The 11,890-nt window shown below is 69.0% G+C and carries 12 protein-coding genes and 1 pseudogene; 7 read left to right on the forward strand and 6 right to left on the reverse strand.

Features of this window, described 5'->3' with window-relative positions; translation table 11 throughout:
- Positions 1-32: 32 nt before the first annotated feature.
- Positions 33-1,424, reverse strand: a complete 1,392-nt coding sequence (locus ACO0LV_RS17615) for an MFS transporter (RefSeq protein ID WP_424789234.1) — start codon at positions 1,422-1,424, stop codon at positions 33-35.
- Between the two features lie 94 nt (positions 1,425-1,518).
- Between ACO0LV_RS17615 and ACO0LV_RS17620 the strand changes: the two genes are divergently transcribed.
- Positions 1,519-2,175: a uridine kinase family protein gene (locus ACO0LV_RS17620; protein ID WP_424789235.1), complete on the forward strand. Its 657-nt coding sequence runs from the start codon at positions 1,519-1,521 to the stop codon at positions 2,173-2,175.
- A gap of 16 nt (positions 2,176-2,191) precedes the next feature.
- Here the strand turns inward: ACO0LV_RS17620 and ACO0LV_RS17625 are convergent, their stop codons facing one another.
- On the reverse strand, positions 2,192-2,902 hold the full coding sequence (locus tag ACO0LV_RS17625; protein ID WP_424789236.1) for a DUF899 domain-containing protein: 711 nt from the start codon (positions 2,900-2,902) through the stop codon (positions 2,192-2,194).
- The gene (locus ACO0LV_RS17630; RefSeq protein ID WP_424789237.1) at positions 2,899-3,375 is read right to left on the reverse strand and encodes an SRPBCC domain-containing protein; all 477 of its coding nucleotides are present in this window, start codon (positions 3,373-3,375) and stop codon (positions 2,899-2,901) included. The genes ACO0LV_RS17625 and ACO0LV_RS17630 overlap by 4 nt, the downstream gene beginning before the upstream one ends.
- 16 nt (positions 3,376-3,391) lie before the next feature.
- On the opposite strand from ACO0LV_RS17630, the gene ACO0LV_RS17635 reads away from it, so the two are divergent.
- Positions 3,392-3,745: an ArsR/SmtB family transcription factor gene (locus tag ACO0LV_RS17635; RefSeq protein ID WP_424789238.1), complete on the forward strand. Its 354-nt coding sequence runs from the start codon at positions 3,392-3,394 to the stop codon at positions 3,743-3,745.
- A 75-nt stretch (positions 3,746-3,820) separates the two neighbouring features.
- Here ACO0LV_RS17635 and ACO0LV_RS17640 read toward each other — a convergent pair whose 3' ends face one another.
- Positions 3,821-5,506 (reverse strand): sodium:solute symporter family protein, encoded by a 1,686-nt coding sequence (locus tag ACO0LV_RS17640; protein WP_424789239.1) that lies wholly within the window; start codon positions 5,504-5,506, stop codon positions 3,821-3,823.
- Positions 5,503-5,832 (reverse strand): DUF4212 domain-containing protein, encoded by a 330-nt coding sequence (locus tag ACO0LV_RS17645; protein ID WP_424789240.1) that lies wholly within the window; start codon positions 5,830-5,832, stop codon positions 5,503-5,505. The genes ACO0LV_RS17640 and ACO0LV_RS17645 overlap by 4 nt, the downstream gene beginning before the upstream one ends.
- Before the next feature lie 260 nt (positions 5,833-6,092).
- On the opposite strand from ACO0LV_RS17645, the gene ACO0LV_RS17650 reads away from it, so the two are divergent.
- The 5 genes from ACO0LV_RS17650 to ACO0LV_RS17670 are packed head-to-tail and all read left to right on the forward strand — an operon-like array spanning position 6,093 to position 10,789.
- The gene (locus ACO0LV_RS17650; protein WP_424789241.1) at positions 6,093-6,596 is read left to right on the forward strand and encodes a hypothetical protein; all 504 of its coding nucleotides are present in this window, start codon (positions 6,093-6,095) and stop codon (positions 6,594-6,596) included.
- Positions 6,593-6,916: a hypothetical protein gene (locus ACO0LV_RS17655; protein WP_424789242.1), complete on the forward strand. Its 324-nt coding sequence runs from the start codon at positions 6,593-6,595 to the stop codon at positions 6,914-6,916. The genes ACO0LV_RS17650 and ACO0LV_RS17655 overlap by 4 nt, the downstream gene beginning before the upstream one ends.
- The gene (locus ACO0LV_RS17660) at positions 6,913-8,574 is read left to right on the forward strand and encodes a solute symporter family protein (RefSeq protein WP_424789243.1); all 1,662 of its coding nucleotides are present in this window, start codon (positions 6,913-6,915) and stop codon (positions 8,572-8,574) included. Before ACO0LV_RS17655 ends, ACO0LV_RS17660 begins: the two co-directional genes overlap by 4 nt.
- The gene (locus tag ACO0LV_RS17665) at positions 8,574-9,911 is read left to right on the forward strand and encodes a histidine kinase (RefSeq protein ID WP_424789244.1); all 1,338 of its coding nucleotides are present in this window, start codon (positions 8,574-8,576) and stop codon (positions 9,909-9,911) included. The genes ACO0LV_RS17660 and ACO0LV_RS17665 overlap by 1 nt, the downstream gene beginning before the upstream one ends.
- Positions 9,912-9,967: 56 nt before the next feature.
- Positions 9,968-10,789, forward strand: coding sequence for a LytR/AlgR family response regulator transcription factor (locus tag ACO0LV_RS17670; RefSeq protein ID WP_424789245.1), 822 nt, complete (start codon positions 9,968-9,970; stop codon positions 10,787-10,789).
- A gap of 16 nt (positions 10,790-10,805) precedes the next feature.
- Here ACO0LV_RS17670 and ACO0LV_RS17675 read toward each other — a convergent pair.
- Positions 10,806-11,777: pseudogene (locus tag ACO0LV_RS17675) on the reverse strand (IS481 family transposase); the annotation flags it as partial.
- Positions 11,778-11,890: the final 113 nt, after the last annotated feature.

Raw genomic sequence — 11,890 nt, forward strand, 5'->3', positions numbered from 1 at the left:
CTGCGCGACCTGATCAGGTCCGTCACCGAGTTCTACGCCGCCGCCCCGGCCGTCTGAGCACGGCTACCGGGGATGAAAAGCGCCGAGATCAGCGCACCCAGGACCAGGAAGCCCGCACACCACCACATGGCCGCGGTGTAGCCGGCGCTGAAGAGTTCCGGGATCGCGTAGTCGTCCCCGGAGAGGCCGACGATCGCCGGCAGCGCCGCCACCGCCAGCAGGCTGCCCGCCCGGGCGACGGCGTTGTTCACCCCGCTGGCGATCCCCACCTGGTGCCGCGGCACCGCGGCCATCACCGTGGCCGTGAGCGGGGTGACCATCAGGGTGATCCCGGCGCCGAAGAGGGCGACACCGGGCAGCACCTGCGTGGCGTACGGAGCCTCGGCTCCGATGGTGGCCAGGAGTAGCACGCCGACCGCGGCCAGGGCGGGTCCGGCGCTCATCAGGAACCGGGCACCGGTGCGCGCCATCAGCGCGCCCACCCGGGGCGAGAACAGCAACATCAGCACCGTGAACGGCACCGTGGCCAGGCCGGCCTGCAGCGGGCTGTACCCGCTGACCACCTGCAGTTGCAGCACCAGGAAGAACATCAGTGCGCCCAGGGCTCCGTAGCTCACGAACGTCATCACGTTGGCCGCGGAGAAGGCTCGGATGGTGAAGACGCCCAGCGGAAGCATCGGATGGGGAGTGTGATGCTCGACGACGACGAAGCTCACCAGGGCGGTCAGCCCCACCAGGGCGGGCAGCCACTCGCCCTGGATCAGCGCGTAGGTGATGCCGCCCAGACCGATAAGGGCCAGGGCGGCGCCGGTGACATCGAATCGCGACCGTTGATCACGGGCGATGCCGGGGGACTTGGGGACGTACCGCCACGCGATCAGGACCACGAGGGCTGCCAGGGGCAGGTTGATGAAGAATACCCATCGCCAGGACAGGATCTCGATCAGCCACCCCCCGAGCAGGGGGCCGATCGCGCTGGAGATACCGGACCAGGCCGCCCAGACCCCGATCGCCCGCGGCCGGTCCGTTTCGGTGATCGTGGCCTGGATGATCGCCAGGCTGCTCGGGGTGAGCAGGGCAGCGGCCACCCCTTGCAGGACCCGCGCGGCGATGAGTTGATCGATGCTGATCGCGAGGCCACACGCGAGCGAGGTGATGGCGAAGCCGGCGGTCCCGATAAGGAAGATGCGCCGCAGGCCGAGCCGGTCCCCGAGTGAACCACCCACGAGCACGAGCCCGGCGAGGGTGAGCATGTAGCCGTTGACCACCCACTGCAGGTTCGCCAGCGTGGCATCCAGGTCCAGCCCGATGGGGCGCAGGGCGACGTTGACCACGGTGCCATCCAGCAGCGCGATCGCCGAGGCGAGCGTCGCCGTCAGCACCACCCACCGGCCCTGGGCGGAGCCGAGCGCGACGCCAGTCACGGACCTATCGTCTCACTGCGCCCGATTGGGGCTTGTGTGCATCTCTGGCTCCCGGGTGATGCGTCGGACGTCCTCGGCACGGGATGATGGGCCGATGTGGCCGGTTGAGAGCGCGCGCGGGGCAGTCCCGGAGGAGCCGGGCGCCGTGCTGGTGGATCGGCTGTGGCGTCTCAGCGCCGCCGACGGGGCGCCGCGGTTCGTGGGGATCGATGGCCGCAGCGGCGCCGGCAAGTCCACGCTTGCCGAGGTCGTCGCGACCGGTCTGGACGCGGACGAGTCCGGCGCCGTGCTGGTGATCGACGGAGATGACTTCTACGCCGGGGGAAGCGCGCTCACCTGGGATCGGCGGACCGTTGCCGAGCAGGCCGAGCGCGTGATCGACTGGCGGCGCCAACGCCAGGTGCTCGAGGCGCTGCGTGAGCACGGGAGTGCCACCTGGCACCCGTTCGACTGGGACGCCACGGACTGGGACGGGGAGCCGCCGCCGTTCTCGAGGGTGCCGGTGCACGCTCGGGTGGCGGCGGTGGTGATCCTGGAGGGTGCCTACAGTTGCCGGCCCGAACTGCGTGACCTTCTGGACCTGGCCGTCCTGCTACGGGTCCCTGATGAGGTACGGATCCGGCGACTGCGTGCGCGCGACGGTGAGGATGAGCATGCCGACTGGAGCGCGCGCTGGGCGGGAGCGGAGGACTACTACTTCACCCACGTGATGCCGCCGGGAAACTTCGATCTGGTGCTGCATTCGGGATAGTGCGCCGGTCACCGCCTTAATCACTCGGCCCGTGGCAATTCCCCTCCGGTGGTGCCTCCGCGTAGGCATCGGCCAGGCGCATCCAGGAGTAGGTCGGATCCTGAGGGGTACCGGGTGGTGAGTTCTCCCATTCCTCCTGGCGGCCCAGGGGGGTCAGGTCGAGCAGGTCCAGGACCATCATGAACGGTTCCTCTCCACGCGCGTGGGTGGACCAGGAGTGGAACACCTGCGAGCCCCTACGCAGGAAGACGCTGATCGCCTGGTGCTCCTCGCCGTCGACCGTGGCGCCGAACTCGGTGTTGAAGGCGTCGCCGATCGTGGAGTACCACGGTAGGTCCCAGCCCATCCGGTCCCGGAAGGTGAGCAACCGGGGGAGCGGGGCCCGGGAGGTCAGGACGAAGGAGGTGCGCCGGGCGTGCAGGTGGGAGAGCGGTCCGACGCGCTCGGCCATCATCGAGCACCCGTCGCAGCCCTGGGTCCAGTCCGGAGCGAACATGAAGTGCTGCACGATGAGCTGGTCGCGGCCCTGGAACAACTCGAGCAGGGTGACCCTGCCCTCGGGCCCTTCGAAGGCGTAGTCGGATCGCACCGGCACGATCGGCATCCGCCGGCGGGCGGCGCTGATCGCATCCTTCATCCGGGTCAGTGCCTTCTCCTGTTGCAGCAGCACGCCCCGGGCGTCCTCCCAGGTGGCTCGGTCCACCACCTGCGGGCCGGTGTGCCTCATCGGTAGAAGCCCTCGCGCAGGTTGATCCCGTGCTCCATCCATGCTTTGAGCGCATTGAGCATGCTGGTCCACCCTTCGCAATTGTCGAAGGCCGCCCGGGCGCCGGCCCGGGTGGGTTGCCAGGAGGACTCGGTGATGGTGACCAGGGTGCGCGTCCCGTCGTCGATCGGTTCGAACTCGAACGTGGTCCGGCTGGTGCCGTCCTCCCCGGTCGTGGCCTCGCCGCTCCACTCGATCACGATGCGACGAGGCGGGTCGGCCTCGAGAACGCGGACGCCGAAGGCGCCGGGGAAGTCGGCGAAGTCCCACGTCACCTCCACTCCGGCTGAGAGTCGGCCCTGGGCGCCGCCGGTGGTGAAGTACCGGGAGAGCTGTTCCGGGTCCGCCACGGCTTCGTAGACCTGCTCGCGGGGGCGCCCGATCCGGCCGGAAACGGTGAAGGAGATCTCGGTCAGCGCATCATCGGTAGACATGTTGTAAGTTAACAACATGTTTGACGGTGGCGGCAAGGGGCCCGATCCGGAACCCGACGACGACCGGGTCTTCAAGGCGCTCGCCTCCCCGGTTCGCCGGCGGATGCTCGATGCGCTCAGGGAGTCCTCGCACACCACCGGGTCGTTGTGCGCTGTCCTGCCGGAACTGGACCGCACCACGGTGTTGCAGCATCTGCGGGTGCTGGAGCGTGCCGAGTTGGTGACCGGGCGCAAGGTGGGCCGGGAGCGGCACCTGGCGCTGGCGCCGTTGCCGATCAAGCGCATACACGACCGCTGGATCAGCGATTACACCCGCGCTGCTGTCTCGTTGCTGGCCGAACTCGACGCCGACGGTGCGGTGAAGGAGTGATCGTTGCCCTGAACCGATGAGCCGGCACGGCCCGCCCCGATGGTCGACCGGGGCGGGCCACGTGCAGCCCGACTCTCAGGCGTCGGCCTTCTCGGCGTCCGTCCCCACCGAGGCAGAGGGGTAGCGGATGGACTCCACCATCTCCTGCACCTCCGGTGACGGGGGTCGCGTCAGCGATGAGACCACCGCTGTCACGACGAGGTTGACCACGGCACCGATTGCGCCGATGCCTTCCGGGGAGATACCGAAGATGTGCTCGTTCGCGCTGAGACCGAAGACCTCCAGTGTGTAGAGCATGTACCCGCCGGTGAACAGCAGACCGGTGAGCATGCCCGCGGCCGCGCCGGTGGCATTGGCCTTCTTCCAGAAGATGCCCAGGATGAGGATAGGGAAGAAGGTGGAGGCAGCCAGCCCGAAGGCGAAGGCCACCACCTGGGCCACGAACGCCGGCGGGTTCAGCCCGCCGAAGATCGCCACCACCACGGCTCCGACCATCGCGACCCGGCCCACGAGCATCTGCTTCTTCTCCGAGGCGCGCTCCTTGGAGATCATCCGGAAGTAGATGTCGTGGGAGGTGGCCGAGGAGATCACGAGGAGCAGTCCGGCAGCCGTCGACAGCGCCGCGGCCATGCCGCCGGCCGCCATCAGCCCGATGATCGGCGCGGGAAGCCCGCCGATCTCGGGGGATGCCAGGACCAGGATGTCGTTGGAGATGATCAGGTCCGCACCCGAGGCCGGTGAGTTCGAGATGGTCTGGATCACGCCGTCGCTGTTCAGCGTCACGTAGCCGGCATCGGCCCAGGGTGCGATCCAGTCCGGCAGGCCCTCCGCCGTCGAACCCTGGGCGTCCCGCAGCAGGTTCAACTTGGTGAAGGCACCGACCGCTGGGGCGGTCAGGTAGAGCAGCGAGATGAAGAACAGTGCCCAGAAGGCGGAGTAGCGCGCCCCGCGCACCGTCTTGGTGGTGTAGAAGCGGATGATCACGTGCGGCAGGCCGGCGGTCCCGAGCATCAGCGAGGCGACCACCAGGAAGACGTCGAGCTGGCCGCCGTCACGCCCGGCGAACGCCTCGGTGAAGCGGTCCAGGCCGAACTCCAATCGCAGCGCATCCAACTCGGCCAGGATCGTGCCGTAGGAGATCTGCGGGATCGGGATGTTCGTCATCTGCTGGGCCACGGCCACGGCCGGGATCAGGTAGGCGGTGATGAGCACGACGTACTGCGCCACCTGGGTGTAGGTGATGCCCTTCATCCCGCCCAGCACGGCGTAGAAGAAGATGACCGCCGCGGCCACCACCACGGCCCATTGCGAACTCAGCCCGAGGAATCGGGCGAACACCACTCCGCCACCGGTCATCTGGCCGACCACGTAGGTGAAGGAGATGACGATGGCGGCGACGGCCGCCACCCAACGCACCGTGTCGTTGTACCGGTCACCGACGAACTCCGGCACGGTGAACTTGCCCCACTTGCGCAGGTACGGGGCCAGCAGCATGGCCAGCAGAACATAGCCGCCGGTCCAGCCCATGAGGTAGACCGAGCCGTCCGATCCCAGGAAGGCGAGCATGCCGGCCATGCCGATGAAACTCGCCGCGGACATCCAGTCCGCGGCGACGGCAGCCCCGTTGGCGATGGTCGGCACGCCCCGGGAGGCGACGTAGAACTCCTTCGTCTCCTTCACCCGGGAGCGCCAGGCGATCGTGATGTAGATCCCGAAAGTCAGCAGCAGAAAGAAGGCGGTCCAGGCCTGCATGTCGTTCATAGCCGGTCACCGTTCCCGTTCCGTTCGGAGACGCCGAACTCATCGTCGATCCGGTCCATCCGCAAGGCGTAGATCCCGATGATGATCAGGAAGGTGATGATGGAACCCTGCTGGGCGAACCAGAGGCCGAGCGGGAAACCGGCGATGACGATGTTGTTCAGGGGCTCGATCAACAGGATGCCGAAGCCGAAAGAGACGGTGAACCAGATCGCCAGCAGCACGATCATCAGTCGCAGGTTCTTCTTCCAGTAGCGGCGCCGCCAGTCGTTCCTGTCGGCTGGTGGCGGCGCATCCCCACCGGGCTTGTCGCGTGTCACCTCGGACATGAGGCTCCCTTCATTGGTCCGCGCGGGCGTGGCCCCAACCAACTGCACGACGTGCCGGCACACAACGCAGACCCGGTGCCTATTTCGCCGGCGGTGGCTGGGCGTGCCCGGACGGTGGGGTGGGGCCGATCAGCGGTTCCCGCCCCTGTGGTCAGCCGCTCGTGGGCCCATGCCGACCACTCGTGGCGCCGGGGGCGCCGCCCGTGGGGCGAACGGCCACAATCCTCGCCGGTGATCGGCCGCACTCCTAGGATGGGCCCATGAGTACAACGGCGTCCCAGGACACCACACGACCCGGACTCGCCGGGGTCGCTGCCCGCCTCCGCGCCGGCAAAGCCACTGGATGGGGGGTGTTCCACCCGGGTAGCTGGGGGATGGCCACCGGTGGCCTGATGCTCATCGTGGCGGCCTTCCTGCCGTGGGTCTACGTGACGCTCACCCAGCAGATCACCGGGGAGTCCTTCGCGCTGCGTGGTACCGACGGCCCCGGTGTGGCGACCCTGGCACTGGGCTTCCTCGCCTTCGCCGGCGCCTTCGTGCCGAGACGCAGACTCGCGATCGGCCACGCCGCAGTGCCGGGGGTGCTGGTGGCGATCATCGTGCTGCTGCAGGCCTGGAACATCGTGGCGGGCTCGATGCAGACCGCCTGGGGCTCCTTCCTGCCGGGCATGGGGGTGGTGCTCGCCGGGGGCGGGGCCGTCGTGCTCATCAAGGCCGCGTGGACGATGCTGCGGCACTGGAAGGAAGCGCCCCGCACGAGGTGAGCGGCAATCCCGAAGTCCAGGACACCCCTGCCGAGGTCGATGCCGCGTTCCGGACGTTGCGCCGGATCGCGGTGACCTATTTCGTGGTCTTTCTCGCGGTGCTCGGCGCTTTCCCGGTGCTGACGATGACGCTGGAGTGGTGGACCCGGTCCCGGCTGCTCGGAGGGCTGAGCCCGGCGTTCCTGGTGGCCGCCGTCGGGCTCTACGTCGTGTTCGCCGTGATCGGGATCGCGGCCGCCACGCTGAGTTCCTCGGTCGAGTCCCGCATGCTCGGTGGGACCTCCTCCGAGAGCCATGACACCGGCGCGGAGGAGGGTTGAGCCTGACGGCGGTCGTCACCCTGACGGCCGTGGTCGTGGTGGTGCTGGGCGTATCGGTGGCCACCCGGCCGCGCAACTCCTCCACCGTTGACTTCTACCTGGCCGGCCAACGGGTCGGTGTGGTGACCAACTCCTGGGCCATCTGCGGCGACTACCTGTCCGCCGCCTCGTTCCTCGGGGTCGCTGCTGCGGTGTATGCCTCCGGTCTCGACGGCGCTTGGTACGCCGTGGGGTTCGCGGCGGGCTTCGTTCCGGTGCTGCTGTTCGTGGCAGCGCCGCTGCGGCGGTTCGGGGAGTTCTCCCTGGCGGACTTCCTGGGCCGCCGGCTGCAGTCGCACCGGGTGCGACTCAGCGCGGTCGGCGTCGTCCAGCTGGTCATCCTGTGCTATCTGATCCCGCAGTCGCTGGGCAGCGGTATCACCTGGGAACTGCTCGTGGGCCACGGGATCCTCGGTCTGTCGCCCTACGTCACCGGGGTGTTGCTGTCCACCGCGGTGATCGCCGTCATCGTCGCCTTCGGAGGTATGCGCGGCACCACGTGGAACCAGGCCGTGCAGTTCCTGCTGCTCTTCGCAGCCCTGTTGTGGCTGGCGGTGACGGTCAGCGTGGACGGCTTCCACTACGGCAACGCCGACCCGCTGAACTTCTCCCACGCGGCAGGTGCGGGCGTCGCCGATCCCGAGGTGGGCCTGCGTGGCGGGCGTGTGGGGCAGGTGGCGCTGGTGGTCACCCTGGCGATGGGTACCGCGGGTCTGCCGCACGTGATGAACCGGTACTTCACGTCCCCCACCGGTCGTGCGGCACGCACGACCACGCTGTGGGTACTGGTGCTGGTCGGAGCCTTCTACGCGATGGCCGTGCTGCTGGGTACCGCTGCCCGCGACATCATCCCCTCCGCGGCCACCGAACACTCCTGGTTGGCCGACCTCACCGTGGAGGGGGTGCTGCGGGTACCCGAGCACGCCCTGCCGGTACTGGGACGCCTCTACGGCGGTCAGTCCGGGCTCGGCTTCGTCGCCGCAGCCGCGCTGATCGCGGCGATGTCCACAGTGGCCGGGTTGCTGCTGGCCTCCGCGGCGACGTGGGGCCACGACGTCTACGAGCGCTACATCAACCCGCGCGCGACCCAGAAGCAGGCTGTGCGGGCCGGACGTCTCACCACGTTGCTGGGCGCAGGACTGGCCGCGGGGCTGGCCATCGCCCTGCGCACCGACGATTTCGCCCCGACCTCGCCCTCGCTCGTGGCCACCATGGTGACCTGGGCGTTCGCGATCGCCGGTTCCGCGCTCACCCCGGTGGTGGTGCTGTCGATCTGGTGGCGCGGTATCACCGCCGCCGCTGCCACTGCTGGGATGGTCACCGGTGGTGGTCTGGCCATCACGATGGTGCTGTCCGCGGAGTTCATGGACCCCTCGGCGTTGCGTGATCTGATGTCCGCGCCCACGCTGGTGGCCGCCCCGATTGCCATTGCGGTGACGGTGCTGGTCTCGCTGCGCACGCCCCGGCCGCAGGGAACCGATGCCGCCTGGCTGACCATGCACGGCACCGCCGCGGACCGGCAGGCTGAGCGCCTGGCGAGCATGATGGTGGGCCGGGGGCGGGAGCACACCGGTGTGCGAGGGCGTGTTGGTCGGCGTAACCGGGGAGGGCAGGGCTGATGCGGGGGAGCGTGACCCTGGCCGCCGTGGTGGTGGGCATCTGGTCGTTGCTGTACGTCGTCACCCAGTTGGTGGTGGATCCTCCGCTGACGGTGCTGCCCACGGTCGGTGCCGGTGTCGCGATCACGGTGGCCGTGGTGCTGGGCTACCCCTCGGTGCTGCGCGGGCCGCGGGACCGTGGCCGGGTACGCGGGGGTGGGCGTCAGGGCGATTCCGAGCGCGGGTTCCGGGACCTGGCCGCGGCCGGGCGGACCCTGCCGTTGCGTGCCGGACTCACCCAGGATGCCGCGCGGCGTACCTGCGAACTGCTGCGCCCGATGCTCTCCGGAGATGCGGTCTCCATCACCGACACCGAGGACATCCTGGCCTACGTGGGTCCTGGCCAGGACCACCACGTGGCCGGCTCCGCCATGCAGACCTCCGCGGCGCCGCGCACGGTGCGCCAGGGCCGTACCCAACTGGTGCGGGACCGGGCCGGGGTGGGGTGCCGCAAACCGGACTGTGAGGTGGTCTCCGCCGTCATCGCCCCGCTACGGATCGGCCAGCGCGTGGTGGGCACCCTGGGGGTGTACCAGGCGCGGGCGGAGATCCCGCCCAAGGGCCTGGTGGAGGACATGGCCAACATGCTCTCCCTGCACCTGGAACTGGCCGAACTGGACCGGGAGCGTCGCCTGGCCACCGATGCGCGCCTGGACGCGCTGCGCGCCCAGATCAACCCGCATTTCCTGTTCAACATCCTGAACACGATCGCCTCCAAGGCGCGCACCCGCCCGGAGGAGGCCCGCGAACTCGTGCTACGGCTGAGCGAGTTCTTCCGGTACGCGGTGCGCCAGGAGGGCCACTTCGCCGAGTTCGCCCAGGAGTACTTCTTCGTGCGCACCTACCTGTCCCTGGAGCAGGCGCGCTTCGGTGAGCGCCTGGATGTGCGCTACGACATCGACCCGCAGGTGCTCACCTCGCGGGTGCCGGTGCTGACCATCCAGCCGCTGGTGGAGAACGCGGTCAAGCACGGCATCGCAGGTAAGAAGGAGGGCGGCACCGTCAGGCTGCGGGCCCGGGTCGATCCGTTGACCCGCACCGTGTCGATCCGGGTGAGCGACAACGGCGAGGGCATCGACGCCGCGGTGCTGGCCACCCTGACCGAGCAGCACAACCAACGGGCCGAGGACCTCGCCTCCCCGGCCGATCCGGACACGCTGCCCGGGGCCCACGCCGGCGTGGGCCTGCGCAACATCTCCGAGCGCCTGCACGCCCTCTTCGGCGACCGGTACGACCTGCAGATCTCCACACCCAGGTCCGGGGGGACCGTGGTGGACCTGACCGTCCCGATGCGGTAGCCATGGGCACGTCGGTCCACCCTTCGCCGGCCCGACCCAGCCCTATGCTGGGTCGGATGCAGCCCCGCGCACTGATCGTCGATGACGAAGCCCCGGCCCGGGAAGAGTTGCGCTACCTCCTCCAGGAGATCGGCGAGGTGATCGAGGGGTCCCCGGTGCAGGTGGTGGGGGAGGCCACCAACGGTGAGGAAGCGCTGGTGCTGCTGCGGTCCCTGGAGTACGACCTGGTGCTGTTGGACATCCGGATGCCCGGGCTGAACGGCCTCGAGGTCGCCGCTGCCCTGGACGAGATGGAGCACCGCCCGCAGGTCATCTTCACCACCGCCTACCCCGATCACGCCGTCGACGCCTTCGACCTGGCCGCCGCGGACTACCTGGTCAAACCCTTCGACGCCGACCGGCTGCGGCGAGCCGTGGAGCGAGCGTTGTCGGTGGCACTGGAGCGCAACGGGAACGACGACGGCGCAGCGGCCGAGCCGCAGCGGCACCGGGAGGGGGAGGCCGCCCGGGCGCCGAGCCGGGAGGGACCACCACCCGTGACGCCGGACCTGGTGCGGATCCCGGTGCAGAAGGACGGTCGTACGGTGCTGGTGAGCGGGGATGCGATCGTTTACGCCGCCGCCTCCCGCGGATACTCCTCGCTCAAGCTGGTCGAGGAGAGCGTGCTGGTGTCCTTCTCCCTCAATGAACTCGAGCGCCGGCTGCAGGGGCACTTCGTGCGGGTGCACCGGTCCTACTTGGTGAATCTTCGCTATGTGCGCGAGCTGGTGCCGGATTTCCGGGGGAGCCTGGTGCTGTTGATGAACGATCGCCAGCGCAGCCGGGTGGAGGTCTCGCGCCGACAAGTGCGCGAGTTGCGCCAGCGGCTGGGGATCTAGGTGTACCCAGCCAGGACGTTGGTGACACTCGGCTGATCGGGGGTAGGCCGCCGAGTGCGCTGTGGCGGCGTTCAGTGTTGTAGGTGTGCAGCCAGGGCGCAAGGGCGTTGCGGCGGGCCTGGTTGCTGGTGAAGAGGTGGCGGTAGGCCCACTCGGTCTGCAGGGTGCGGTTGAACCGCTCCACCTTGCCGTTTTGCCAGGGGCAGTGGGGTCGGATGAACTTCTGCACCGCCCCGAGGTCAGCGACCGCGTCGATGAAGGCACGGCCGTGGCGGTAGGCGAAGGCGTTGTCAGTCATCACCCGCTCGATCCCCACGATGCCCATGGCGGCGAAGTAGTCTGCCGCCCGGGCCAGGAAAGCGGCGCAGGTGGTGGCTTTCTCATCGTCGTGGATCTCGGAGTAGGCCAGGCGGGTGTGGTCATCGACCATGGAGTGGACATAGTCATAGCCGATGCGCCGGGTCTTGTCCTTGGTCTTGTTCGCAGCGGCTCGCCCGTGGGCGCGCCAGCCGCCACCGTGGGGGATCTTGCCCAGTTTCTTCACATCCACGTGGACCAGCTCCCCGGGCCGGTCGCGCTCATATCGGGTCGCGGTGGCCTTGGAGGCGCGGATCTGCTCACCGGTCATCGGGTCCAACTCCCGCAGGTAGGGCACCTGCGCCCGGCGCAGCACCCTGGCCACGGTACGGGCCGGCACGCCCAGTTCGGCGCCGATCCAGTCTGGCCCGCGACGGTACTTGCCTCGACAGGCCAGGATCTGCTCGGCCACCCGGGCCGGGATTGCTCGTGGGCTGTGATGGGGGCGGCTGGAGCGCTCGGCCAGACCATCTGGGCCGTAGGCGTCGTAGCGCTTGAGCCAGCGGTGGGCACACTGACGAGAGATCCCCATCGCCTTGGCAGCATGGGCCACCGCCCACCCTTCCTCGCGCACTCGCTGGACCACCAACCGGCGGCCGTGGACGGTCAGGCGGGCATTACGGTGGGACATGAGGACCTCCGGGAAGTAGATGTGGACTGTCGACAAGCCACACCTCACCCGGAGGTCCTCCTCACGTCAACGAACCAAGCCGGCGAGTGTCACCAACGTCCTGGCTGGGTACA

Origin of the sequence: Pseudactinotalea sp. Z1739 (assembly GCF_049725055.1) — a bacterium.
In the GTDB taxonomy this organism is placed as follows: domain Bacteria; phylum Actinomycetota; class Actinomycetes; order Actinomycetales; family Beutenbergiaceae; genus CALKWS01.

Bases quoted from the DNA above. Each gene is read 5' to 3' on its own strand.
- ACO0LV_RS17620 (WP_424789235.1), top strand. From the start codon at position 1,519: ATGTGGCCGGTTGAGAGCGCGCGCGGGGCAGTCCCGGAGGAGCCGGGC.
- ACO0LV_RS17625 (WP_424789236.1), bottom strand. From the start codon at position 2,902: ATGAGGCACACCGGCCCGCAGGTGGTGGACCGAGCCACCTGGGAGGAC.
- ACO0LV_RS17630 (WP_424789237.1), bottom strand. From the start codon at position 3,375: ATGTCTACCGATGATGCGCTGACCGAGATCTCCTTCACCGTTTCCGGC.
- ACO0LV_RS17635 (WP_424789238.1), top strand. From the start codon at position 3,392: ATGTTTGACGGTGGCGGCAAGGGGCCCGATCCGGAACCCGACGACGAC.
- ACO0LV_RS17640 (WP_424789239.1), bottom strand. From the start codon at position 5,506: ATGAACGACATGCAGGCCTGGACCGCCTTCTTTCTGCTGCTGACTTTC.
- ACO0LV_RS17645 (WP_424789240.1), bottom strand. From the start codon at position 5,832: ATGTCCGAGGTGACACGCGACAAGCCCGGTGGGGATGCGCCGCCACCA.
- ACO0LV_RS17650 (WP_424789241.1), top strand. From the start codon at position 6,093: ATGAGTACAACGGCGTCCCAGGACACCACACGACCCGGACTCGCCGGG.
- ACO0LV_RS17665 (WP_424789244.1), top strand. From the start codon at position 8,574: ATGCGGGGGAGCGTGACCCTGGCCGCCGTGGTGGTGGGCATCTGGTCG.
- ACO0LV_RS17670 (WP_424789245.1), top strand. From the start codon at position 9,968: ATGCAGCCCCGCGCACTGATCGTCGATGACGAAGCCCCGGCCCGGGAA.